The 23,635-nt window shown below is 54.7% G+C and carries 26 protein-coding genes and 2 tRNA genes; 17 read left to right on the top strand and 11 right to left on the bottom strand.

The window, feature by feature from the left end; genetic code table 11:
- Positions 1–10: 10 nt before the first annotated feature.
- The 5 genes from AAA927_RS09770 (at position 11) to AAA927_RS09750 (ending at position 5,252) form a co-directional block, all read left to right on the top strand.
- The gene (locus AAA927_RS09770; RefSeq protein ID WP_338217695.1) at positions 11–3,094 is read left to right on the top strand and encodes an AAA family ATPase; all 3,084 of its coding nucleotides are present in this window, start codon (positions 11–13) and stop codon (positions 3,092–3,094) included.
- A gap of 111 nt (positions 3,095–3,205) precedes the next feature.
- Positions 3,206–3,349 carry a hypothetical protein gene (locus tag AAA927_RS09765; protein ID WP_164507870.1) on the top strand — a complete coding sequence of 48 codons (144 nt, stop codon included), beginning with the start codon at positions 3,206–3,208 and terminating at the stop codon, positions 3,347–3,349.
- Between the two features lie 227 nt (positions 3,350–3,576).
- On the top strand, positions 3,577–3,957 hold the full coding sequence (locus tag AAA927_RS09760) for a GntR family transcriptional regulator (RefSeq protein WP_338217694.1): 381 nt from the start codon (positions 3,577–3,579) through the stop codon (positions 3,955–3,957).
- Position 3,958: 1 nt separating this feature from the next.
- A complete protein-coding gene (locus AAA927_RS09755) occupies positions 3,959–4,903 on the top strand; it encodes a DUF5808 domain-containing protein (RefSeq protein WP_338217693.1) in 945 nt (314 codons plus the stop codon).
- Between the two features lie 10 nt (positions 4,904–4,913).
- A complete protein-coding gene (locus AAA927_RS09750; protein WP_338217692.1) occupies positions 4,914–5,252 on the top strand; it encodes a DUF1648 domain-containing protein in 339 nt (112 codons plus the stop codon).
- A gap of 86 nt (positions 5,253–5,338) precedes the next feature.
- Here the strand turns inward: AAA927_RS09750 and AAA927_RS09745 are convergent, their stop codons facing one another.
- The 4 genes from AAA927_RS09745 to AAA927_RS09730 form a co-directional block, all read right to left on the bottom strand.
- Positions 5,339–5,956, bottom strand: coding sequence for a sugar O-acetyltransferase (locus AAA927_RS09745; RefSeq protein ID WP_338217711.1), 618 nt, complete (start codon positions 5,954–5,956; stop codon positions 5,339–5,341).
- The gene (locus AAA927_RS09740; RefSeq protein ID WP_338217691.1) at positions 5,950–6,183 is read right to left on the bottom strand and encodes a hypothetical protein; all 234 of its coding nucleotides are present in this window, start codon (positions 6,181–6,183) and stop codon (positions 5,950–5,952) included. Before AAA927_RS09740 ends, AAA927_RS09745 begins: the two co-directional genes overlap by 7 nt.
- Positions 6,184–6,516: 333 nt before the next feature.
- Complete coding sequence (locus tag AAA927_RS09735) at positions 6,517–7,074, bottom strand: chromate transporter (RefSeq protein WP_338217690.1); 558 nt, start codon at positions 7,072–7,074, stop codon at positions 6,517–6,519.
- On the bottom strand, positions 7,071–7,613 hold the full coding sequence (locus AAA927_RS09730; RefSeq protein WP_338217689.1) for a chromate transporter: 543 nt from the start codon (positions 7,611–7,613) through the stop codon (positions 7,071–7,073). Before AAA927_RS09730 ends, AAA927_RS09735 begins: the two co-directional genes overlap by 4 nt.
- 97 nt (positions 7,614–7,710) lie before the next feature.
- Between AAA927_RS09730 and AAA927_RS09725 the strand changes: the two genes are divergently transcribed.
- Positions 7,711–8,589 (top strand): LysR family transcriptional regulator, encoded by an 879-nt coding sequence (locus AAA927_RS09725; protein ID WP_338217688.1) that lies wholly within the window; start codon positions 7,711–7,713, stop codon positions 8,587–8,589.
- A gap of 83 nt (positions 8,590–8,672) precedes the next feature.
- Here AAA927_RS09725 and AAA927_RS09720 read toward each other — a convergent pair whose 3' ends face one another.
- Entirely contained in the window at positions 8,673–9,479 is an 807-nt protein-coding gene (locus AAA927_RS09720; protein ID WP_338217687.1) for a Cof-type HAD-IIB family hydrolase, read from the bottom strand.
- Between the two features lie 102 nt (positions 9,480–9,581).
- Between AAA927_RS09720 and mutY the strand changes: the two genes are divergently transcribed.
- The 4 genes from mutY to AAA927_RS09700 all read left to right on the top strand — a co-directional run bounded on the left by mutY (position 9,582) and on the right by AAA927_RS09700 (position 12,116).
- Complete coding sequence (mutY, locus tag AAA927_RS09715; RefSeq protein ID WP_338217686.1) at positions 9,582–10,679, top strand: A/G-specific adenine glycosylase; 1,098 nt, start codon at positions 9,582–9,584, stop codon at positions 10,677–10,679.
- A 1-nt stretch (position 10,680) separates the two neighbouring features.
- Positions 10,681–11,343 (top strand): NAD(P)H-dependent oxidoreductase, encoded by a 663-nt coding sequence (locus tag AAA927_RS09710; protein ID WP_338217685.1) that lies wholly within the window; start codon positions 10,681–10,683, stop codon positions 11,341–11,343.
- Between the two features lie 2 nt (positions 11,344–11,345).
- Positions 11,346–11,525 carry a hypothetical protein gene (locus AAA927_RS09705; protein WP_338217684.1) on the top strand — a complete coding sequence of 60 codons (180 nt, stop codon included), beginning with the start codon at positions 11,346–11,348 and terminating at the stop codon, positions 11,523–11,525.
- A gap of 69 nt (positions 11,526–11,594) precedes the next feature.
- Positions 11,595–12,116 (top strand): HdeD family acid-resistance protein, encoded by a 522-nt coding sequence (locus AAA927_RS09700; RefSeq protein ID WP_338217683.1) that lies wholly within the window; start codon positions 11,595–11,597, stop codon positions 12,114–12,116.
- Between the two features lie 73 nt (positions 12,117–12,189).
- Here the strand turns inward: AAA927_RS09700 and thiD are convergent, their stop codons facing one another.
- From thiD to AAA927_RS09680, 4 genes are all read right to left on the bottom strand, one after another.
- Positions 12,190–13,029, bottom strand: coding sequence for a bifunctional hydroxymethylpyrimidine kinase/phosphomethylpyrimidine kinase (thiD, locus tag AAA927_RS09695; RefSeq protein ID WP_338217682.1), 840 nt, complete (start codon positions 13,027–13,029; stop codon positions 12,190–12,192).
- 572 nt (positions 13,030–13,601) lie between these two features.
- Positions 13,602–14,099, bottom strand: coding sequence for a hypothetical protein (locus AAA927_RS09690; RefSeq protein WP_338217681.1), 498 nt, complete (start codon positions 14,097–14,099; stop codon positions 13,602–13,604).
- Between the two features lie 129 nt (positions 14,100–14,228).
- The gene (locus AAA927_RS09685) at positions 14,229–15,284 is read right to left on the bottom strand and encodes a hypothetical protein (RefSeq protein ID WP_125580456.1); all 1,056 of its coding nucleotides are present in this window, start codon (positions 15,282–15,284) and stop codon (positions 14,229–14,231) included.
- On the bottom strand, positions 15,277–16,116 hold the full coding sequence (locus AAA927_RS09680) for an SbcC family exonuclease (protein ID WP_204117880.1): 840 nt from the start codon (positions 16,114–16,116) through the stop codon (positions 15,277–15,279). The genes AAA927_RS09685 and AAA927_RS09680 overlap by 8 nt, the downstream gene beginning before the upstream one ends.
- A 217-nt stretch (positions 16,117–16,333) precedes the next feature.
- Here AAA927_RS09680 and AAA927_RS09675 point away from each other — a divergent pair, with 217 nt between their 5' ends.
- The 3 genes from AAA927_RS09675 to AAA927_RS09665 all read left to right on the top strand — a co-directional run bounded on the left by AAA927_RS09675 (position 16,334) and on the right by AAA927_RS09665 (position 18,243).
- Complete coding sequence (locus AAA927_RS09675; RefSeq protein ID WP_338217680.1) at positions 16,334–17,494, top strand: MDR family MFS transporter; 1,161 nt, start codon at positions 16,334–16,336, stop codon at positions 17,492–17,494.
- Between the two features lie 277 nt (positions 17,495–17,771).
- Positions 17,772–17,844, top strand: a tRNA-Ala gene (locus tag AAA927_RS09670).
- A 78-nt stretch (positions 17,845–17,922) separates the two neighbouring features.
- Positions 17,923–18,243, top strand: coding sequence for a YjgN family protein (locus AAA927_RS09665; protein WP_204117882.1), 321 nt, complete (start codon positions 17,923–17,925; stop codon positions 18,241–18,243).
- Positions 18,244–18,289: 46 nt separating this feature from the next.
- On the opposite strand, the gene celB is transcribed toward AAA927_RS09665, so the two are convergent.
- Positions 18,290–19,639, bottom strand: a complete 1,350-nt coding sequence (celB, locus tag AAA927_RS09660) for a PTS cellobiose transporter subunit IIC (protein ID WP_338217679.1) — start codon at positions 19,637–19,639, stop codon at positions 18,290–18,292.
- Positions 19,640–19,989: 350 nt separating this feature from the next.
- Between celB and AAA927_RS09655 the strand changes: the two genes are divergently transcribed.
- The 3 genes from AAA927_RS09655 to AAA927_RS09645 all read left to right on the top strand — a co-directional run bounded on the left by AAA927_RS09655 (position 19,990) and on the right by AAA927_RS09645 (position 20,897).
- A tRNA-Ala gene (locus AAA927_RS09655) sits at positions 19,990–20,062 on the top strand.
- A gap of 139 nt (positions 20,063–20,201) precedes the next feature.
- Positions 20,202–20,684, top strand: a complete 483-nt coding sequence (locus AAA927_RS09650) for a DUF2975 domain-containing protein (protein ID WP_338217678.1) — start codon at positions 20,202–20,204, stop codon at positions 20,682–20,684.
- Between the two features lie 9 nt (positions 20,685–20,693).
- Positions 20,694–20,897, top strand: a complete 204-nt coding sequence (locus AAA927_RS09645) for a helix-turn-helix domain-containing protein (RefSeq protein WP_204117886.1) — start codon at positions 20,694–20,696, stop codon at positions 20,895–20,897.
- 56 nt (positions 20,898–20,953) lie between these two features.
- On the opposite strand, the gene AAA927_RS09640 is transcribed toward AAA927_RS09645, so the two are convergent.
- Positions 20,954–21,124 (bottom strand): hypothetical protein, encoded by a 171-nt coding sequence (locus tag AAA927_RS09640; RefSeq protein ID WP_204117887.1) that lies wholly within the window; start codon positions 21,122–21,124, stop codon positions 20,954–20,956.
- Positions 21,125–21,403: 279 nt separating this feature from the next.
- Between AAA927_RS09640 and nrdD the strand changes: the two genes are divergently transcribed.
- Positions 21,404–23,590, top strand: coding sequence for an anaerobic ribonucleoside-triphosphate reductase (gene nrdD / locus AAA927_RS09635; RefSeq protein ID WP_338217677.1), 2,187 nt, complete (start codon positions 21,404–21,406; stop codon positions 23,588–23,590).
- Positions 23,591–23,635: the final 45 nt, after the last annotated feature.

Genomic DNA, 23,635 nt, shown 5'->3' with positions numbered 1-23,635 from the left:
AGGCGCAGTGATGCAACTACTTGATTTACACATGCAGTATTTTGGCCCGTATCGCGATGAAACCGTGGATTTCGCCAGCTTCGCCCAGACGCCGCTGTTTTTGATCAGTGGCAAAACCGGCAGTGGCAAAACCACGATTTTCGATGCGCTGGTATTTGCGTTGTATGGTGACACCTCTGGCGACGACCGGACTGGCGATGAAATGCGCGCCAATTTTGCCAGCGCCGACGAGAAAACCCGGGTGACCTTGCGCTTCACGCATGGCGGCAAGACTTATGAAATCTGGCGCGAGCCGGCCCAGGAGCTGGCCAAAAAGCGCGGCAGCGGCACCACCACCACGACCATGAATGTGTGCCTGACGGTGTTTGAGGACGGCAAAGAAACCGCCCAGTGGACCAAAAAGCGCGATGTGGCGCCGCGGATTGCTGATCTGCTGCATCTGGATGCCGATCAGTTCCGCCAAATCGTGATTCTCCCGCAAGGTAAGTTCCGCCAGTTTCTTGATGCTAACAGCGATGACAAAGGGGCGCTGCTGCAGCATCTGTTCGGCACCAGCTTGTACGCCCGCTGGCAAACCACGCTGAAAACCAAGGCCAAGCAAAAGCAAACCGCGGTGGCCAAACAGACGGAGCGCCTGCAAACCTTGGCGTCGCAGTTCCAGTTTGAAGACCCAGCGCCGGCACCAGAAACCCCGCTGCCAGAGCAAATCAAGGCGATGGATGCCACTTTGGCCGAATTGAGAGCGCAACATGAAGCCGCCGAGGCCACCTTAACCGCTGCCCAGACGGCCTACGAAAAAGCCAACCGCGCCTACCAGCAGGGCACGGCGCTGCAGCAAGCTTTCCAGCAACAGACGACCGCCAAAGCCGCGTTGGCGGAACTTGATGCCAACGCCGCAACGCTGACAGCACAGCAGCATGAACGGACGCAGCTGCAGTGGGTGCAAACTCATCGTAGCGACTATGACCACTTGCAGCAGGCCCAAGCCGACCTGAAGCGGTTGAATGAGCGCATTAAGCAAACCATGGCGGCGCAAACGCAGGCCAATGCCGCATTGGCCGCTGCAACCGCCACGGCGGACCAGCTGGCCGGCGAGCAGGCAACCATGACCGCCCAGCAAAAGCGGGCCGATCAGCTGGCCACACTGCAGCCGCAGCTCGAACAGGTGGTCACGTTGCAAGCCGCTGAGGCCAAAGCCAAGGCGGCCGATCAGCTGGCCCAAACTAAACTGCAACAGGCCAGCACCCAGGTGACTGCCACCAATGAGGCTTTGGCTGCGACACAAGTAGCCTTGAAGGCCCTCACCAGCGATGATCAGCAGCCAGCCCTCCAAGCCGCTAGTGAGCGCTTGGCGGCCCAGACGCCGGTTTACCAGCAGTGGCAAAGGACCAGTCAAGAGCTGGCGCAAACCCAAACCCAGCTGGCAGCGGCCACGACGCTGGCCCAAACGACCAAGCACGCGGCTGAGGCGGCCAGTGCCCATTACACGGCGCTCCATGATGCCCAGCTCAACAATCAGATTGCGGCCCTAGCGGCGCAGCTTTCCCCTGATGCACCGTGTCCGGTTTGCGGGAGCACGACGCACCCTCATCCTGCCACCACTGCCGTCGCGGCAGTCACAGCAGAAGCCGTAGACGCCGCTGATCAAAAACGCCAGCAGGCGCAAAAGCAGGCCACCGCGGCGCAGGCCGAAGCAACGCAATTAGCCGCGCAAGTGACTAAGTTGACGACGCAGCAGGCGGAGTTGGCCGCGCAGCTTAGCGCAGACGGTGCAGTCGAAGCCGCCTACCAACAGCTCACGAGCCAAGTGGCCACCCTCAAACAGGCAGTGGCGACCGCGACGGCTAAGCGCAATCAGTTGGAGCAGCAACAAGCCACCCAGGCTCAGACCTTGGCGGAGGCGCAAGCCACGCAAACGGCCGCGCAGACTCAGGCTCATCAGGCAGAAACCACGGTGGCGAGCGCGCGGGCGGCTTTGACCACGGCGCAAGCGGCACTGCCTGCCAATGCCCCGGCCTTGGCAGATTTGAAGCAAGAACACCAAAAAATAGCGGCTGAACTTGATCGCTATGCCCAAGCCCAAAAGGATAATCAAGCGGCCTTGAGCACCGCCAAAGAAGCCGCAGCTGAGCATAAGGCCACGCTGGACAGCCAGCAGACCCAGCAGCAGCAGGAGCAATCAACCGCCGCCAAGGCCCAATTGGCTTTTGCTGACGCCAAAACAGCCGCCTTGGGCCCAGCGCGCCCATTTGCTGACTGGTTGAAGCAATTGCCTGAGCTGGTCAAGCTGGAGAATGCGATTGCCACTGCCAAAACGCAGCGTGACCAGCAAACGGCGCTCTTGGCGCAAGCCACCCGGCAGATTAATGGTCAGGCACTGCCTGACGTTGACGAGTTGCAAACAGCGCGCCAAAGTGCGACTGAGGTTCAGGCGCAGGCCCAGGCAGCTGCAGTCACTTTGGCCCAAACGCTTCAACGCGATCAGGAATTGCATGCCACCATTAGCCAGGATTTTGCTAGCAATCAAACCGCGTTGGACGAGGCAGTGGCCTGGGACAATTTGGCCCAAGTGTTGTCTGGCACCAACTCGCGGAAGTTAAGCCTCGAACGGTTCGTGCTGCGGGCGTACCTGGCTGAGGTCCTGAAGGTGGCCAATGTCCGGCTGGCCAAGTTAACGGCTGGCCGCTATCAATTCGTGCTCCACGACGAACCAGGGAGCTATCGCAATGACTCAGGCCTTGAAATCGATGTGTATGATGACCAGGTCGGCCAAACCCGGTCGGTGCACACATTGTCCGGCGGTGAAAGCTTTATTGCGGCCCTGAGCCTTGCCTTGGCGTTGGGTGAGGTCATTCAACAAGAGGCTGGCGGCGTCTCCATTGATGCCCTGTTCGTCGATGAAGGCTTCGGCTCTTTGGACATGGGCAGTCTTAATGTGGCGATGGAGGCCCTGGAAAGCATTGAAGGCCAGGCCCGCATGATTGGCATCATCAGTCACGTCGCCGAGCTCCAAGAAACCGTGCCCGATCAGCTGCAAGTGACCGCTGATGGCAATGGCCAGAGTCACCTGAAAGCCGTGCATGCGGACCGCTAATTTTTAGCACTTGAAATCGTGATGTGCTAACATCGGCAAAAAGTGTTATCATATGTCTGTCGAGAGATGAAATGCCCTCAACTCTATTTCAAAGAAAAAGAGGCGAGAATGATGGCAGGAAAACTCAGTAAGCAGGAACGCAAGGCGTTGATCCAAGAAGCAGAGAAGAAACGCGCTGAGCACCCGGCAAAGAAGACCGAGTCAGGGTTTGCCACAATCGACAAAGAAGCCGAGAAGCTTGAGAATGAACACTAGTTTCTTCATTCGCACTGACTCTGTTCAAAACCAAAAAACCGCCCCGCAGCTTGGCTGCAGCGCGGTCCGATCCCAGCAAGCTTAGGCTTGATGGGATTTTTTAGTCCCTGTACATAATTTTTTTAAGTCTTCAGAGCTGGCTTGGATGCAATCCTGACTTGCGGAAAAGGCTTGCATGGTCGCGCACTGGGTGTTATACCGTTCGTATAACAATAGGAGGCGCTAGCATGGAGCTAACCGTTGATTTTGCCAGTACGGTGCCGATATACACGCAAATCCGGAATGCTGTGATTCGGGCGATTGCGGATGGCCACCTCAAGCCTAGTGAAGCCTTACCTTCAGTGCGCGCTTTGGGCAGTGCGCTAGGCGTGAATTATCATACGGTCAATAAGGCCTATACCCAATTGGCAGATGAAGGCTTCATCACCATGCGCCGCGGTTTAGGCGCCATGGTGGCTGAGCAGTTGCCGGCGGTGGACCCGCACTTTGAACAAGAAGTGGTACCGCAGATGAAGGCTTTGTTCACTGAAGCCAAGGTGCGCACTGTTGATCGGCAGGCCCTGGTTGCGTTGATTGATCAAGTCTATAACGAAGGACGGCACAGCTAAGATGACAGCCTGGATAACCTATCTCGTCACTGCTGCGGGGTTGACGCTGGTGGCGCTGATCCGCCCCTTTTGGGCTCGGCAAAATGAGCTGTTTGGCGTCGTTTTTGGTACTCGTAACTTACGCCAAGACCTAGTTGGCCGTAGCTTGAAGCAACAGTATCTGGTTGAAACGATAGCGCTGGCGGTGCTAGTGTGGGGCGGGCTAGCGCTGATGGCCTGGTGGCGGCAACAAGCTCCTTATTTAGCGCTGGGCATGATTGCTTTTCTTTTGGCAGCATTGGCGGCGACGGCCAATGCCCATCGGCAAAGTAGTCAATATCACAAGCAGTTGGCGGTACCGGAAGCGACGCGTATCAGCGTGGATCTCACCCAATTGGCCAACGAAAAGGCGTTAAGTCCGGTCTGGGGTTTGGTGCTACTGCCCATGGTTGTGTTGAGTTTTGCGTTGCCTTGGTCGGCTGTGGCCTGGGCTAATCTGGTGGTTGCGTTAGTGGCTGGCGGCACGTTTTTGCTGACTAGGCATTTGGCCGCCAATGTGCATGGACTGGCTGCGGCGCCTGGCGCCGGGCAGGCCCGCAATATTTTGCTGAGCTTTTTGCTGGCCGTTGCGGTTGTGGCTCAGGGCTTCGGCCTAGCCTGTGCCTGGCAGCCCGCACAGGCGGGTCTGTTTTCGCTAATATTTGGCCTGCTTACCTTGCTTGGGCTGTTACTCTTGCTGATCACCTGGCTGCGTGTGACGCGCCGGCAAGCCCCAGCAGGAGCTGCGCGCACGGATAATGCGCGTTGGTATTGGGGCGTTTTTTACTATGCGCCTAACGATGCGTCGTTGTTCGTGACCAAACGGATTGGCGTGGGCTTAACGCTGAACTATGCGCATCCAGCATCGTGGTTTTTGCTGTTGGGAGTGGTGGCAGTGGTAGCCACCATCGCGGTCTTGAGCAATTGAGGGGAAGAACATGAAAAAATTTCGATGGTTGAATTGGGGCATCGTTTTGGTAAGCATGCTGATTACTGTAGGCTTCATCGCCCTTAGTCCGAGGCAGGTCATGATGCACTTTAACGGCAGTGGGGCTGCAGATAGTTGGAGCAGTCGCTGGGGCTTATTCCTCGAGCCAGCCATTTTGGCCGGGCTTGGATTGATTTGTGATCGGGTCGCCGCAGTGCAACGGAAGCGGTCGGGGATGCAAGCCGTGCCAGTAGTGCTGTTTAACGAATGGCGTTATCTGGCGTTGATGGGGATCGCCCTGATTGGGTTTGCTTTACTGCAACTCTCGCAAATGGGTTGGCTCAATTAGTGGTGAACGGTTGGCCAAGCGCAGTTAAGCGGATGGCATAAACAAAGCCGGCACGCTCTGAACAGCGCATGCCGGCTTTGTTTGGTCTAGTTGAACATCTCTGGTTTAATCCGATGGTCCTTGAAGTAGAATTCGCGGTCGTGTTCATTGACCGGCCGGGCTACTTTGCACGGATTACCATACGCCACCACGTCGCTGGGCAAGTCGTGAGTGACCACGCTGCCGGCACCGATGACGACGCGATCACCAATCGTGATGCCAGGTAGAACAATCACGCCGGCGCCCAGCCAGCAGTTTTCGCCGATATGGACTGGCGCGTTGTATTGCAAACCACGAGCGCGCAGCTCTGGCAAAATTGGGTGGCCGGCGGTGGCGATGGTGACATTCGGCCCGAACATGGTGCGACTGCCGACGTAAATATGCGTATCATCAACCAGCGTCAGGTTAAAGTTGGCGTAGACGCGCTCGCCAAAGTGAACGTGATGCCCGCCGAAGTTAGCATGAAACGGGGGCTCCAGGTAGCAGCCTTCACCGATGTCAGCAAATAGTGCTTTTAACAAAGTGGTGCGCTTGGCCTGTTCGGTTGGCCGCGTTTGGTTATAGTCGTAGAGCTTGTCCAAGTAGGTCAGCTGTTGTGCCGAAATCTCAGCATCGCTGGGATCGTAAAGCGATTCGTCGTGCAATTTTTTAGATTCAGTCATGATTTGCTCCTTTGCGTATCAATGGTGGTCAGTAGCGTGCCCAAAGCGATGACAGCCAGTGCGCCAGCCATCCAGCTTAAGACATTAATCGTCAGCGGCCCCGCACCGAAGTGGCTCAGGCCATTCCATAACGGCGGGGCCGGGAAGGCACTGACGATGGTGGCAATGGTCAAGCTGCTGGCGGCCAGGTCAATCTGGCCTGGCCCCAGGCCAAGGTTGGTGCGATACACCAAGTATGGCCCTGTGTAAGAATAAATCCAGTTAAAAAAATGGCGGCGGCAATGACCCCGGCTGGCTGTTGTCCAGCAAGCATGGCCCACACACTCAGCGCCGTCCCGAGATAGCCAAGAGCCAGCACATAACGGCCAAGCCGGGCATGCAAACGGCCGAAAGTGAGGCCTGCTAGCAGCCGCCATCCAAGGACAGACTAAGGATGCTGGCCAGGAGCCAAGGTTTGCTTTGTCGCATCGAAAAAGGCCTCGCTTTCTAGCGAGTACCTTTTCATGGCAAACTTTGAATGACGCGACAGTATTCAAGGCAAGTGAGGACCTAATTGCGAGCAGTTAAACCAGGTAATACCACACGCCGCCGATGAGGCCGGCAATCAAAATCGAAAATACCGGATTGAGGTGCCATTTGGCGTCCATGAGCAGGACAATCACAAGCACCAGCAGGTTCGCCCAGTTGAGCTGAGCCTGCGAGATTTGGCCGATCGTGTCCACGCCGCCAATGGTCGTCAGCGCCAGTGTGACCGCAACCGCCAGCACTAACCCGGCACTGGCCGGCTTAATGCCACGCAAAATGGCGCTGAGCCCCCAGTTGTTTTTGATGCGATGTTCGAAATGCAGATAAAGCGGCACAATCACCATTGAAGGCACGCAAACCGTCAAGGTGGCCGCTAACGCGCCGGAAAAGCCGGCGGTGAGTTGGCCGATGTAAGTCGCAGAATTAATCGCAATCGGGCCGGGAATTAGGCCATCCAAGGCGTTGAGGTCGGCGAATTGCGCGGCGCTTAACCCCAGATGCGCGGATTCGGCATAAATCAGCGACAGCATGGCATAACCGCCGCCGAAACCAAGAAAACCGATTTTTAAAAAGGCTAAAATCAACGTAATAATCATGACTTCACCTTCTTGGGCCGGGCACTGATTAGCCCAATGACCCCAGCCAAAATAATCAGCGTCGGCGCGCTCAGCAGGTTAAATAAGGTCGCCAGCAAGCAACCTGCCGCGATTGCCAGGCTGAGCGGGTCTTTCAGATTATAGCGGGCCAAACCATACGCCGCCGAAAATAAGAAGGCTGCCGAGGCCGCCCGAATGGCGCTCATGATGCTTAGGAACACGCCACTTTGCGGCACGTGCTGATAGCCAATGGTTGCCGCCAGCATCAGCACAAAGGCCGGCAAAATGGCGCCGAGACCAGCTGCCAGCATGCCGCTTTTGCCGTTGACCTTTTCCCCGACGAAGCAGGCGTTGGTCAGAGCAATCACACCGGGGAAAGTCTGCGAAAGCGTAGTGTATTCGTATAATTCGTCGCGCGATAGTAGGTGCCGTTTTTGGCAGAGTTCACGTTCGATCACTGGGAGCATCGCCATGCCGCCAGAGAAGGTGAAGGTGCCGGCCATGAGGTACACCTTGAAGAGTTGCCAGTCTTTGTTCATCGTTAAAACCTCCGCTTCCAGCATAGCAAGTTGCGGGTATAATTGAAAATATATAAAGCGAGCATCAAGTATACTGAATTGGTTATAGGAGGGCAGCATGAATCAACGACAACTCCGGATTTTCTTAGCGGTGTGTGACCACGGTACCACGGCGGAGGCCGCTAAGCAGCTCTATCTCTCTCAGCCGGCAGTTTCCAAAGCCTTACGCGACTTGGAAACAAGTATCGGCGTAGCGTTATTCGACCGCGAAGGCAACCGCCTGCGCCTGAATCAAAAAGGGGCGGCCTTTCGCATTCAGGCTACGGCGCTGCTCCGGGATTATGAGCAGCTCGCGCAATTTGGGGCGCGCAGCCGCCACCAGTTGCCATTGCGGGTAGGAATGAGTTTGACGTTTGGCCAAGCCACCATGCCCGCCGCCATTGCCCGCTTTCAGCAGGCCCAGCCGCAAGTGCCGCTGCAACTCTTCGCAGAGAATGTCGCTCAGATTCAAGCCCGTTTGCGGCGCGGTGAGATTGATTTGGCTTTGGTCGAAGGCACCTTGGCCGAGGCGGCTTATACCGCTCAGCGGCTTTCTACTTATGCGTTGTGGGCGGTCGGGGCGCCGCAAGCAGCCAGCCGGTTGACCTTAGCAACTGTTGCCAAGCAGCGTTGGTTGCTGCGCGAGGTGGGGAGTACCTTGCGCGATCGCTTTGAGGCGGCACTTCATCGCCAAGGCCTGCAGGTGCAGCCTTGGTTAGAAAGTACGAATACCACGGTGCTGACGAATGCGGCCGCGGCTGGTCTGGGGCTGACGATTTTGCCCGCGTCACTGGCCTCGCCACTGCTGAAAGCGGGCCGACTGGTGAAGGTTCCGCTGCCCAAACCGCTGGCCATGCGCACGGAGAATTATGCGATTATGCGCGAAGATGGTGTTCAGGATATGCGGCAGGTGATGATTCAGTGTTTTCAAGCGGCTGAATCAGAGAAAACAGTGTGATCGTGTGTCCTTCAAAAAATGTGGCGCGTCTGGCGCACAAAAATAGGTTCATCGCTGGCTTACCAGCGATGAACCTTGCTTGATTAAAGGGCAAATTTACGAATGGCTTGGGCCAGCCCGTCGTCATCGTTGGCGGCGGTGACGTAATCGGCATGCGCCTTGGCTTCAGCAGTGCCATTACCCATGCTGACGGCCACGCCGGCGAAGTCAAACATCGGTAAGTCGTTACCTTCATCGCCCACCGCCATCACATTCTCGGCCGTCATGTTAAGCTGCTCGGCCAAGTCGCTCAGGGCCTGGCCTTTGTTGACGGCGGGGTCCATCAGCTCGATGAAGTTGCGCCCGGCTCGCACCACGTAAAAGCGGTCTTGGAACGCGGCTTTCACGGCGGATTCGTGGGCATCGAGCAAGCGCTCCGGCCCAACAAAGGCGCCTTTGGCAATGGCAAAATCAGCTGGGAGTTCATCAGGTTGGCGAATGAACAGCCCAGCCTCGTTCTCCGCAGCCTGCTCGACAATCCACCAATCCACGTCGCGGTTGGCGGTGTAAATGTTGCTGTGGGCGTCGAGCACATTAGTGGGTAGGTGGTGGGCCTGACCGTAAGCGGTAATTTCACGGTAAGCGGCATTATCGAGCAAGTGCTTGGCCATGACCTGCCCAGAAACGGTTTCCGTTACCGCACCGTTGTAGGTGATGACATACTGCTCATCGCCTTGAATGCCCAGTTCATCGAGGAACAGTTTCGCGCCAGCCAGCGGGCGGCCAGTGCAGAGCACGACTTTGATGCCTTGGGCTAGCGCATCCTGCACAGCCTGTTTGGTGGTGGGCAGGATGTGACGCTGTGAGGTCAGCAAGGTATCGTCGATATCGAGCGCAATCAATTTAATCATCGTATGCCTCCTGAAGTTGATACCTGAATCATAGCATAGCTGCCGAAGCCTTGTGCAAGCCGGCTGGCTTTTCCGTATAATGAGAAGCGAGGTGAACTTGCTTTGGAAAAATTAGATTGGCCACCAGCTAAAATCAGAGCCTTCCGCCAGGCGCTGCTAGACTGGTACGACACCGAAAAACGCGATCTGCCGTGGCGGCGTGACCATGATCCTTATCATATTCTGATCAGCGAAACGATGCTGCAGCAAACCCAAGTGGCAACCGTGATTCCCTACTATCAACGCTTTTTGGCTCAGTTTCCTACGGTTGAGGCGCTCGCCTCCGCCTCGGAAGCGGCGGTAATGAAGGCCTGGGAGGGGTTAGGCTATTATTCTCGCGCACGCCGCTTGCAGCAAGCGGCCAAGCAAGTGGTGCGCGATTACGGGGGTCAGTGGCCGACTACCGCCGCTGAGTTGCAAGCGTTGAGCGGCATTGGGCCGTACACAGCCGGCGCCATCGCTAGCATCGCGTTCAACGAGGCCGTACCAGCCATTGATGGCAATGCCTTTCGTGTGTTTGCGCGGCTGTTTTGCATTGAAGACGACATCGCGAAGCCCCAAACTCGCGGCGGCTTTGAACAACTGATTGGCCAGTTGATCGACCCTGAGCGGCCCGGAGACTTTAACCAGGCAGTGATGGATCTGGGCTCGTCATACATGCGCGCGAAAGACCCTGATCCGGCCCATTCGCCGTTGGTGGCTTTTGATCAAAGCTATCAAACCAATCGGGTCTTGGATTTTCCGGTCAAAACCAAGAAGCCGCGGCCCAAGGTGGTGCCCTATTTTGCCTTGGCGATTCACAGCCCCGCTGGCTGGCTGCTGGAGCAGCGGCCTAACTCGGGCATGCTCGCGGATTTGTGGATGTTTCCGTTGGTGGCGCGAGCAGCGCTCGAAGGTGACCTCACCGCGCAAATCGCCCAGGCGGCGGCACAATTTGCGGCTGAAGCCGGCATCGCCGTTGAGTTGCAACCAGCCGACGCTAAGTTAGTTAAACATACCTTTACCCATCAACAATGGCAGTTGACCCTATTAACTGCGGCAGCGCCGGCCTTTGACTTGGCGGTGCTGCCAGCGCGCTGGGTGCCAGCCGCTGACCTGGCCGCCGTGGCACTACCCACGGTCCAAAAGAAGCTGTTTAAGGCCCTAAACGGAGGCAAGTAAGATGAAAACATTGGTGATTGTGAGTCATCCGGAATTGAGTAACTCCCTGACCCAGCAGTTCCTCAAAGCCAGCGCGGCGCCTTTAACTGACGTGCTTTGGCACCATTTGGACGCAGCGCAACCGTTTGCTGTGGCCAAAGAGCAAGCGCAATTGCTAAAGGCCGACCGGATTGTGCTTGAGTTTCCGCTTTATTGGTATGCCGCACCGGCCAGTCTGCATCAATGGCTAGCCGATGTGTGGACCGATGAGTTTGCGGTCCGGCCCCAGCAACTGCGTGGCAAGAGCTTGGGGCTGGTGGTGAATTTCAGCCAACCGGAAAAAGCCTACCAACTCGGCGGGGCGGAAGGGGTCTCGATCAGCGAATTACTGGCGCCATACGCGGCTTTGGCGCATAAAACTGGGCTGAAGCTGCTGGCGCCGCTGACGATTGCCCAATTCGCTTACCAAAGTGAGAAGCAGCGCGCGGCACTGCTGGTGCAATATCAGCAGTATCTCACCGTTGATCAGCCGCAGCATTTTGACGCGCAAGCGGCTTGGTGGTTGCAGCAGCTGGCGACGAGCACCGATCCAGCGCTCAACATTTTGGCCGATACGTTGCAGCAGCGGCAAGACCGCTTAGAATCACTGCAGCAAACGCTGGCGGAATTGAAGCAGGGGGACTGAGCATGGACGACACAACGGCGTGGTTGTTACAGACGGCACAGGCGCAAGCCAAGGAAGCTAAAAGCTACGAAGAGGCGGCGTTTTTCACGGCGCTGCAGACTTTCATTCAGACCCAGGCGAAGCGGCTCGAGCAGGCGGAAAGCGAAGTCGATGGCCGCACCTGGGACCATGAGCGCTGGTAAATCATGCTTGCGCCCGAGGAAGGGGCTGCTGGTCAGTGTTAAACTGGGCCTTAGAAAGGCGTGATCGGATTGAAAAATGCCATTGATAAACTGACGCGTTACGCGTGGCTCAAAGCGCTCTTACTAGCGCTGGTGGGCGTGTGGTTTTTGCTGGCGCCATACAGTGTCTACCATGTGGTGAAGTATGTGTTGATTGGCGGGGTACTGCTCATGGCGGCCGGCGCCTTTATCGACGCGTTTCGCGACCAAGGGCAAAGACAAGTGGCCTTGTGGCGTGGTAGCGGGCTGCTCATCGGGGCGTTGGTCTTGAGTGTGCTCCTGCGGCCGGCTTTGTCGATGCTACCGATGATTGTCGGGATTATTCTAGTGATTTACGGCATTACTCGCATCACCACCGCTCGGGATTGCCAGCAGTATGTGAATGTGTCACCATTCCCCACGATTATTTACGGTTTGGTCGTAGCCATCACGGGGATTGTGTTGTTGTTTAATCCCTTCGGTTCCATCCTTGCCCTGCTGCAAGTGCTCGGGGTGATTCTGATTGTGATGGGCGTCGCCGAATTGATCGATATTCTGCGCGGCCGCCGGTAAAGCTGACAGAATGACAAACGAGTCCTTCAACGCGGGTATCCGCGCTGAAGGGCTCGTTTTTGAGTGGTTGGCGTTAATCGTCTGAAGCAGCAGTGAAACTTGGCTGCACGATGGCGTTGGCCCAGTGGTTGATGGGCCCGAATTTGTGACCAACAGGAATTTCATTGGCAATGGCCGTGTCGACAAAATGCTTGGCCAGGCGAATCGCATCTTCCAAGTCGGTACCTTTACCCAGTTCCGCAGTGATGACAGCACTGAGGGTGTCGCCAGTGCCGTTTTTGCGGGTGGTGGGGAAATAAGGACCAGTGAGCCAAAAATGCTTGCCGTTTTCGAGCAGTACGTAATCGCGGACCTGCGTTTGCTCGTCGCTATCATGACGGCCTTTGAGCACCACGTTCTTGGCGCCCATGGCACGAATTTGCTCAGCGGCTTGGATGATGGCGGCGTCATCATCGAGCTTGAGGCCGGTCAGGTGCTCAGCTTCATAGAAGTTAGGCGTGATCACTGTGGCCATTGGAATGAGCACTTTTTTCAAGGTGTCGAAAGCGCTGGTTTCCAGCAGCATGTTGCCATGCTTCGTGGAAATCACGGGGTCAAGGACCAGGGGGCCGAAGTCATATTTTTTCAAATTCTTCGCGACAGCTTCAATCATGGCTGAGTCAGCCAGCATGCCGGTTTTGGCGGCGCGGATGTGTAGGTCAGCGGCCAGCGCGTCGAATTGGTGATCAATAAAGTCCAGTGGCATCAAGGTGCTATCTTGGATGCCGTAAGAGTTGCCGGCGACTGCGGCGGTTAAAATCAAGGCGCCGTATGTGCCGCGCATGAAGAAACTGTGCAGATCCGCCTGGGCGCCTGCACTGCCATCGCTATCAACGCCAGCGATAGTCACGACTTGTGGTAATTCGTTTGCCATTTCTTCTCTTCCTTTCGCAATCCCAGCGCACGTTCCGCCGGGTCTTCGTGGCTCTAATCATAACCGGAAAAGGGCGTCTTGACAACTAAAGGCGTCAGGCAGCGGAGTGGAGCCGCACTTAGACGGATGGGTAGCCTAGCTCAAGGCATTGCCGTTGTATTTTGACGGCGAGGCCTTGAGCGTAGCTAGCCACTCCGGCGTTGGCTCCACATAGCGCGACTACCCCGCGGCGCCAACCAGTGAGGCTCCGGGGCGCGGCGGTCCGGCTGCGGGGTCGGCTGGAGCCAAAAGGCGGTCTCCAGCCTCAACGGCAAGCCAGCATCGCGCTGCGCGCTCAAAGCTGTCTTGCCGTTGTCCCCAGTTAGCCCAGGAGTAGCCTGCTGCGCAGTCTCCTCGTGGGCTAACTGTTTCGCTGCCGGACCACCGCGCCCCTCCGCCTCACCGGCCGGCACCGCTAGATAACAGTAAATTAACGGCTGAACAGTCAATCCTTGGCCGGATTCGATTGTAGAAGCCTGACTGTTTTAGTTGAGCCAGGGCATTCAAGCCGGATATTAGTCAGTCAATTTAGGCTATTTCACGCTATCGAAATACGAATGCTCTTTTTGATACGGGGACTTTTTTGCAAAGACGGCCAGGTTGAAGAACCACTGGCCCAGCGCCCCGAAAAAGAGGAGCCCAGTGCCCACGGCGATGCGGGTCAGCACATTTTCGTTGTACGGTGGGAGGAGTGGAATCAGCGCGCCCAGCGTCACGAGCAGCGCAGCGGCGCGCGGCTGCTTCAGCTTTCGACCGGTGTCAAAGAACAACGCCAGCCCCACGCCGATGCCAATCAGTAAAAGCAAGAGCACCCACCAGTCTTGAATAGATCCGAGGTTGTCGCGGAGGCGGACGAGGCCATATTCGCGAATCTTATGTTTAGTCAGATATGAATCAAGCGGGTAATACTCAAGCTCGTAAAGTCGGAGCTTGAAAAATAGGCCCATACTGAGGCCATACACTAGCAGGTAAAGTAGGGCAGCATATTTGTGGAAGAAAACTAAGCGGCGATATTGTTCACTTTGAAGCACCGTCATCACCCTCTAATCAATAGCTAACCACACTCTCATATAGCGATATCATGACCGCTGAAGATAGTGGTGTCAAGTAAAACAAAACCCCACCATCGTGTCGACGGCGGGGTCAGGGTTAGGTAGAGATCAGTTAAACGCGCGGCGCTGCGGGAGCACGGACTTGAGCCATTCACCGATGAATGGGTACTGATTGTCCAGCTCGATCAACTGCACGGTTTTTTCCGGATAGCTCAGTGCCAGTTGGTTGCGGGCCGGGTCCATGGTGACCGTCAGCACGTTGTGGTTCGGCAGGTCAACTGCGTATTGGCCGCGATTGCTGCCTTGGCGCATCAAGATGGCATTGGTTGATGCGATGACGAATAGTTCATCCAGCGCCGGTGAACTTTGACTGGCTTGGACTTGTACCCGCAGGCGAAGGCGTTGGCCGACGAGTTCATCTGGAATCGTGGTGGAAGCCCAGGTGAAGGTGTCGTCCTGGACATCAGAGGTGCCGAGGTCTTTCCAGTCGTGCTTGTTGTCATCGAGGACGCTGTAATCCACCACATTGTTGTGATCCAGTGGCAAGGAGAGCTTGACGTTGCCGCTGGACTTGATTTCTGCCATGGTCGCCAGCGGTTGGCCGTTGTCGAACTTGGTGGTAAAGGCCAAACCGTCGACCGGTTGGAGCACGGTTTCGTCAATGGTGCGGAACCGCAAGCCCGCAGTGTAGAAGACTTTGATCATTTGGCTCATCGCCCGCACTTCGTCATCCGGGTAGCCGAGGTCGGGATCTTTGGCGGTGATTTGCAACAGCGTTGGCAGGTTCTTGGCAATTAGGTGGCCATCTTCAGTTAACCCGCCATCAATTACCAACAGCTCCTGGTTTTTGTCCGGGCTGGCCAAGTAGATGGTGATGGTGCTGCGATCGCCATCGCCAACAGCTGGCTGGAACCAAAGGCGTTCCACGAAGGTGGCGGCAATGCTGCCGCCTAGCCGCAAAGCTTCCAGCAGTTTGTCCGCCAACAGCGCGGTGTAGCTGAGCGTGGTGGCCTGAATGGCAGGCAGGTTGCCTTGCCACAGGGGGTCATTGCGCAAAAAATCGGTGCGCTTAGCGTAAGCAGCGGTGACTTGGCGGCGGGCATCAGCGGCATTTAAGGCCGTGGTGGTAATTTGTTGAATTTGTTGATCGTGAAAATTAAGCATTCGTTTGCTCCTCCTTTAGCTCCAAGGCGCGCATGAAGTCCTTTGGTAAGTTCGCCAAGATATTCTTGAACTGTTCAAGTGAGCTGAAGGTGGTGGTGACGGCTTGATATTCATACCGCGTGATGGCGGCGGAAACTTGCAGCTGTCGCTTTTGCGTGTCGAAGGTTTCATCCGCAGTCGCTTTGGCGGCGTCGAACCGGGCCTTCAATTGCACCTGGTCAGTGGTTGGGGCTTTCCGGCTCGGCTGGCTGGGTTGGTCCGCATCGGGATCCACGAAGCTCTTCAAAAAGCCGCGGACCCGAGAGCTGCCAGAATCAGGATTGGCTTTGGGGGCAGTGACCGCTTCCGCTTCCGCGTTTTCTAGCTGCTGGTGTAGCCGGTCGACTTCTTGGTAGGTGGCTTTGCGCATGGCTTCGACTTGGTTGTCGAGATAGTGGCTTTCGTCTTGGGCGAAGGCTTCCAATTGCGGCATGATGGCTACTTCACTGTCGGTGCGCTGAACAATCGTGCGCGCAAAGACATCGATGGTCCCGAACTGGCGGCGATGGTACCAATCGCCAAAGAAGACCTCGCCTTGGTCGCTGACTTCAAAGAACGGCACGTGTTCGCGTAAGAAGCCAATGAAGTCTTGGCGTAAGTAGTCATGCAGTTCATGTTCGGCTTGTTTGTCGTAGGCCAAAATGTAACCCGGCGTTTCTGATAACGCTAACCGCAAATTCTCGGCGGTGTTATCAATGCCTTGATATAAACGATAACTTGAACGGTCGGCCCAAGCAGCGGCGAAATTTTTGAAAAAGGTTGTTTGATAATTAAGACTGGTTTCTACTGTCATATCGATTCCTCTCGCATTCTTAGCTGATACCTTCAGTTTACCGCAACCGCATGGGTTTCGGAACCGCTCGCAACTATTTCTCAAGGAATAACTCTCTGCAATATTTTCAATTTAGTAAAATGAGAAACTGCCCATTTTCGCAGACAGGGTGGGGCTTTTTCGCTAGAATGAGGTGTTAACTGCGCAAGCTGGACGTTGATTGAGGGGGAGAGTGTTGATGGCACGCAAGGAATTAACGTTAAAGTGGCTGTTTTTAGGGTCGTTGATTACCAATACTGGAATCAGCTTCATTTGGCCGCTGACAACGATTTACATGCACGAATATCTCGGCGAACCACTCACGACGTCGGGCATCGTGTTGTTTTTTAATTCCGTGGCCATGATGATTGGCAATGTGGTCGGCGGGCGGCTGTTCGATCGCTGGTCGCCATATCGCACCATTTTGACGGGGATTGCCTTGGATGTCCTCACGGCTGGTGCGCTAATTATGTGGCATGGCTGGCCGGCCTATCCCCTGTATCTGGTGATTATGGGCTTTGGGAGTGGGATGGTGAACACCGCGCTGAATTCTTATGCGACCTTGTCCACCCGTCGCCGCTCGAGTTATGTGTTCAACGTCTTGTACTTCATGTCCAACCTCGGGCTGGTCATTGGCACCTTGATTGTCGGGTACGTCTTACCACTGGGGATTAGTTACATCTTCGCCTTGGCCTTTGCGTTGTTCACATTGTTCTTCATTGTCGCCCTGATCCATTTCAATGTACCGTCACGCAAAATCGAAAAGCAGGTTAAAGCCGCGGGAGCGCGGCGAGACAACCCGCATCAAGTGCCCATCATTTTGCTGCTGATCACGCTGTTTTTAACCTGGGTGGCGTATGAGCAATGGCAAAGCAATATCTCGACCTTCATGCTCGGCCTGGGGATGAAGGTGCGGGATTATTCCTTCCTTTGGACCTTCAATGCCGTGCTGATTGTACTGGGCCAGCCGATTTTAACCGCTTTTGACGACTGGCTGACCAAGCATATCCGCTTGCGCCTAGGCGTAGGCTTCACCTTGTTCGGGTGCGCCTTTCTGATTTTGATTGGGGCCAAATCATACTGGCTATTCATGCTCGCGATGGGCGTTTTGACCCTGGGCGAAATTCTCGCGTTGCCGTCCGTGTCGACCTACGTGGATATGTACACCGAAGCCGCCGAAAAGGGCCGGTTCCAAGGGTATGTACAGATGTTTGCCTCGGCGGGCCGGGCAGTGGGCCCGCTCATTGGGGCCTTGGTGATCGAGGCGGTTGGCTATCATCCGCTGTTCTTGATGCTGGCGCTGATCCTGTTTGCTTCGATCGGAATTTTCAGCTGGCGAGCCGCTCGTTTACATGGATAACTTATGCAATTCATAAATTAAATTCTAAAAATTCACAATTTCTTCACAACTTATCGTTATGATAAGAACATAGAAATGAGCAATGTCATTTCTACCCCAACCCTATTTTTCATTTTTACTCCTCCAAAGTAGAAATCGTCACGCGCCTACCCATCGCGTGACCAAGCAAAAGGTCGCTTGCCCGCGGCCTTTTTGCTTGTCCACGATTACCCGCTCAGGGTAGGCGGAATTGTGCTTTACAGGATGCGGTTCTATGCTACAATGTTAATTGTGTTTTGGGTCCGTAGCTCAGCTGGGAGAGCGCTGCCTTCGCATGGCAGAGGTCGAGAGTTCGAATCTCTTCGGATCCACTGGCAAAGGCCACCGAGTTTTCATATGAAAACTCAGCGGCCTTTTTTGTCACAATCATCTGGGTGGAGGAAATTAACATGGAAATGAAATACGGGCGAGATTCGTTTTTTGATGGTTCACTCTTGTCGCTAGTGGGGTGGACGCTGCTAGGCGGCATCATCACTGCCATCACTTTTGGCATTTGCTATCCTTGGGCGCTGTGCATGATCTACGGCTGGAAAATCAACCACACCGTGATTGAAGGCCACCGGATGCAGTTTTCCGGCAGTGCCGTGGGGTTGTTCGGCAATTGGCTCAAGTGGTTCTTCCTGACGCTGATTACCCTGGGCATTTACGGGTTCTGGGTGAGCATCAAGCTCGAAGACTGGAAGGCTAAGAACACGTATTTCCTGAATTGACAAAAAGACCCGGCGCAATTTTTGCGCCGGGTCTTGTGCTTGAGGCTTATTGATTGGATTCGTGAGCTTGTTCTTGCTTCAGCAGCATCCGGTCATACTTGCGAATGAATGGATACCATACCAGGAAGGCCACCAAGGCGCAGATAATGGAAAGTACTGCCCCTTGCCAGCTGGCGGTGGCGATGAACCCACTCAGGCCCACTGGAGTTGGCCATGGTTGTTGCAGAATAATCTTCGGTACCAGGCCACTGGAGACACCCAGGTAGCCAACAATCCCAGCGGCCAGTGGCGCACCGATAAATGGGATTAAAAGCTGTACGTTATACACGATTGGCAGCCCGAACAAAATCGGTTCGTTGATGTTGAACAGGGCAGGGACAATTTCAACTTTCCCAATTTCTTTCAATTGGACGGACTTGGCGCGGAAGGCAAGCCAGATGGCTACGCCCAAGGTCGCACCGGCCCCACCGATGATAACAAAGGCGTTCATTGGATCGCCGGCAAAGAAGTTGTTTTGTCCGCCAACGTTAGCGGCCAAGTTGGCCAGCACGATTGGGGTGTAGAAGGAACTCATAATCGTGGAGCCGTGAACCCCGAACCACCAGAGGAAGTGGATCAGGAAGATGATGATCAAGAAGCCCCACCAAGTGTTGGCGATGTTGCTGATGAATGAGAATGGAATATAGAGAATTTTGAAAATGTCGGTACCGGCCAAAACCAGCACCATGTTCAGCACGGTCACGACTGCAGCCACGCAGGCCCCAGGAATCAAGGCGCTAAAGGAGTTGGACACACCAGGCGGCACGGAAGCTGGCATCTTAATCTGCCAGTTGTGCTTGATGGTGAAGCGGTAAATTTGCACCGTCAGCCAGCCAACGACCAGGCCAGTAAAGATCCCAACGGAGCCAATCCGGGTAATCCCCCCAGCGGAAACCGCATACCCGCCGCCGATGATGTTGTTTTTGTCCAAAGAGGTGACAAAATTCATCATGCCACCTTTCCAGATCAACTGAGGCACGGTGATGAACATGCCCATCATGAACATCCACAAACCGTTCAGCGGATTAAGCGCGAGATGTTCTTCCTCCCGATAGATCTCAGTGTAGGTGTAGGTGAAGGTCCCAGCAAAGACTAACGCTAAAATCCCCATGGTGGCGTTGAACACCACTTGGAACAGGACTGCAAAGCGGCCCACGGTGCTGGCATACCATTCAGCAAACCCAGGAATCGGGAAGGCTTGCGGCAGCACGGTCAGAATCAAGAACATCGCCCCAATAATGGAGAATGCAATCACGCTATAACCTGCCTGCATGATTGCCCGCACGAATCTTGATCCGGAGAACTTGCCCGCCCAAGCGGCGAACGAATCGCGAAAAGAACTAGATGTGTCAGCCATATCATATACCTGCTAGCCGGAAGCGATGGTTAGAGCAATTTCGGTCTAGCTATCCTTTCGTTAGAATAATTTGATTAAAAAAACAGAATAAGATCATGTCACAGATCGCAGAACCGAAGGCCACCACCGCTAAATGCCTTGTCTTCGGGTATGCAAGAGAAACGACTCACAATAGTGAATTTTGTGTAAGCGCTTCCCTATATTTCCACTATAACTGTCTTGACCCGGGTGATGCAAGTGGTATACCTAGTGAATTGAGGATTTTTTGACCGCTTAGCTAAATTTCACGGCGGACCGTGCTTTAGGGCTTGTCAGCGCTGTCTTTTTCCGGTAATCTATCTTTATCGAAGGGGTCCTTAGCTCAGCTGGGAGAGCGCTTGCATGGCATGCAAGAGGTCGACGGTTCGAACCCGTTAGGATCCAGCGCAAGCAAAAAGCCGTGATCTGCCACATAACTCGTGGTGAATCACGGCTTTTTCGTGACTTGATTTAAACTTTTCTTTATCGATTATCGATAAAGAATCTGCGATACTAGCGTTAAACCATGCAGGAGGCGGATTCAATGAAAGCAAGTACTTGGTTTTTAAGAGTGACGCTCGGCGGGCTGGCGTTGCTAGCGGTGGTGATTGGCGTGATTCCAGTCCCCATTATGTTAAGCGAAATGGGCCAAGGCGCGCCGGCGGGTTTGGGCGGTGTGGTTGTGAGCTTAGGCGTGGGGGTATACCTTGCCCTGCTAGCTTTTTTGGTGGCAGTGGTGGTGGCCGAACAGCTGCTGAGCGTGATTGAGCGGGGGACCGCGTTTACCAATCAGGCGCTGACCAAACTACGTCACCTCACCTGGGCGTTGGTGGCACTGACGCTTGGCGTGTGGTTGTGGCTACCTTTTATCTACACAGCCGCACGGTTAGACGATGCCCCGGGGCTAATGGTGATCGGGTTGGCAGTAGCGCTGGTACCGTTGGTGTTAACGGTTTTTATGGCGGTGTTAACGCGCTTATGGCAGGCGGCGCTGGCCTATAAAACAGACACCGACCTGACCATTTAGGAGGTTGCTATGATTGAAATCAATCTGGAAACGCTACTTGCTCAGCGGCACATGACGCTCACCGAATTGGCAGGTGCGGTTGATATCACCATTGCCAATCTCTCAGTGCTCAAAACTGGCAAGGCTAGGGCAGTGCGTTTTTCCACTTTGGCGAAGTTGTGTCAGGTGCTGGACTGTCAGCCTGGGGACATACTGAGTTATCACGAAGCATAAAAACGGCGAGTAAACGCTCAATTGAGCGCCTACTCGCCGTTTTAATGGTTGCACGGTTACTTCTTAATATAGGTGACGTAAGCCCAGTACAGCGCAGCGATAATCGCCAAGAGCAGGGCGAGCTTGATGATCATGCTGATGATCCCCGCCACGAAAGGCAACAGGAACAAGCCAAGCACAATAATCACCACGAGGACCAGGATTTGTTTAAGTTGGTCTTTTTGCATCATTTACCTCCAGCTGGTTGTGGGTGAATCCCACAACTCGACATGCTTAATTATAGCAAATTTTATGAGCGCCAATACCCGTCGAGGCCAGAATCAGGCTAAGGTATGAGTCGGGACGCGCTTTCAGCCTATCTTCATAGTGAAAGATTAAATAGCATACAACACAATATCTAGTTATTTTGCTGGAAAATTTCCGTATTTCAACTATATATTGTGGCATCTGTTGTGATAGACTATCCTTATTAGTTATTACATAACGAAGACAGGGGCGATTTACCGATGATCGATTTGAAAGTACAAATCAGTGTAAAAAAACGAGACGGTCGCATTGTGACGTTTGATCAAAGCAAAATTACGCGGGCGATTACCAAGGCCGCAAAGGCAGTGAATGGGGAACTGGCCCCAGCTGACTACACCTTGATCGAACAGATCGCCGATGATGCCGTGGCCACCATCACTGAACGGTTCAAATCGGACGTCCGCATTCCCGAAGTGCAGAGCATCGTGGAGCAGGCCTTATTTGATGCGCACCAGTATGACTGGGGCGAGGCCTACACCAAGTATCGCGTGCAGCGCGACATCGAGCGCAGCAAGAAAGCCGATGTGAACTACAACGTCCAAAAGCTGCTGGACCGCGATTCCACGGTGGTCCACGAAAATGCCAACAAGGACTCCCGCGTGTTCTCCACCCAGCGCGATCTAACTGCCGGCGCGGTCGCCAAGGCGATTGGCCTGAAGATGTTGCCGCCAGCTGTGGCCAATGCCCATTTGCGCGGCGATATCCACTGGCACGACTTGGACTACACGCCTTACATGGCCGAAACCAACTGTTGTTTGATCGACTTCAAAGAGATGCTGACGAATGGTTTCTGTATCGGCAATGCCGAAGTCGAAGCGGCGCACTCCATTCAGGTCGCAGTGACCCAGATGACCCAGATTATCGCCAACGTCGCTTCCAGCCAGTATGGTGGTTGCTCCTCGGACCGCACCGACGAGGTCTTGGCGCCATTTGCCGAGAAGAATTACCAGAAGCATTTGGCGGAAGCCACCGAGCTGACGCAAGACCCTGACACCGCCGAAGCTTATGCGAAGCGGCGGACCAAGAAAGACATTTATGATGCCTTGCAGACGTTGGAATACCAAGTCAACACATTGTATTCAACGCAAGGCCAGACACCTTTTGTGACCGTTGGCTTTGGTTTAGGGACTAGTTGGATCGAACGCGAAATCCAAAAGGACATTCTCAAGATTCGCATTGCCGGCTTGGGCAAGGAAAAGCGCACCGCGATTTTCCCGAAGCTGGTCTTCACGCTGAAAAAAGGTCTGAACATGGCGCCAGAGGATCCCAACTATGACGTGAAACAACTGGCTCTGGAGTGTGCCACCAAGCGCATGTACCCTGATGTGCTGTCGTATGACATGATCAAAAAGCTCACCGGCTCCTTCAAAGCACCGATGGGTTGCCGCTCCTTCCTGCAAGGCTGGACCGACCCTGACACCGGCAAAGAAGTCAACGCTGGCCGCATGAACTTAGGCGTCATCACACTGAACCTGCCACGGATTGCGATGGAATCTAAAGGCGATAAGGATAAGTTCTGGTCCTTGTTGGAACAGCGCCTCGACATCTGCAAGCAGGGCTTAGTTTACAAGGTGGAACGCGCCAAGCAAGCGACGCCAGAGTCCGCTCCGATTTTGTACAAGTATGGGGCATTCGGCAAGCGTCTGAATGATGACCAGAAAGTCGATGAACTTTTCAAGAACTCCCGCGCAACAGTTTCCCTGGGCTACATCGGGCTGTACGAAGTGGGCACGGTCTTCTATGGCCATGCCTGGGAGAAGGATCCGGAAGCCAAGGCCTTCAGTATTCAAGTGGTCAAGGATTTGTATGATCACTGCGAAGCTTGGGAAAAAGAATACGGCTACCATTTCTCAGTTTATGGCACGCCGTCAGAATCGTTGACCGATACCTTTGCCCGGTTGGACAAGAAGCGCTTCGGCGTGGTCAAGGACATCACAGACAAGGACTACTACACTAACTCCTTCCACTATGACGTCCGCAAGACCCCAACGCCATTTGAGAAGCTCGATTTTGAAAAGGATTACCCACAGTATTGCTCTGGTGGTTTCATCCACTACTGCGAATACCCAAATCTGAAGCAAAACCCGAAGGCCTTGGAAGCGGTTTGGGATTATGCCTACGATAAAATCGGGTATCTCGGCACCAACACGCCAATCGACCAATGCTTCGAATGCGGGTTCAAAGGCGAATTCAAGGCGACTGCCAAAGGCTATCAATGCCCGCAATGCGGCAACCACAACCCTGACACCTGCGACGTGGTCAAGCGCCTTTGCGGCTACCTCGGTAACCCCAACAAGCGGCCAATGGTTCACGGCCGCCAGGAAGAAATCATTCACCGCAAGAAGCACATGGTGATTGGGAATGATGATCTGGCGGGACAAGCATAGGCTGGATGCTCGGGCGTTGCCTTTGTGAGCGCAACTAAAGTAGGC

The sequence above is a fragment of the Lacticaseibacillus salsurivasis genome (assembly GCF_036246225.1).
Classification (GTDB): Bacteria; Bacillota; Bacilli; order Lactobacillales; family Lactobacillaceae; genus Lacticaseibacillus; species Lacticaseibacillus salsurivasis.
This window is presented reverse-complemented; position numbering and strand designations above follow the sequence as displayed.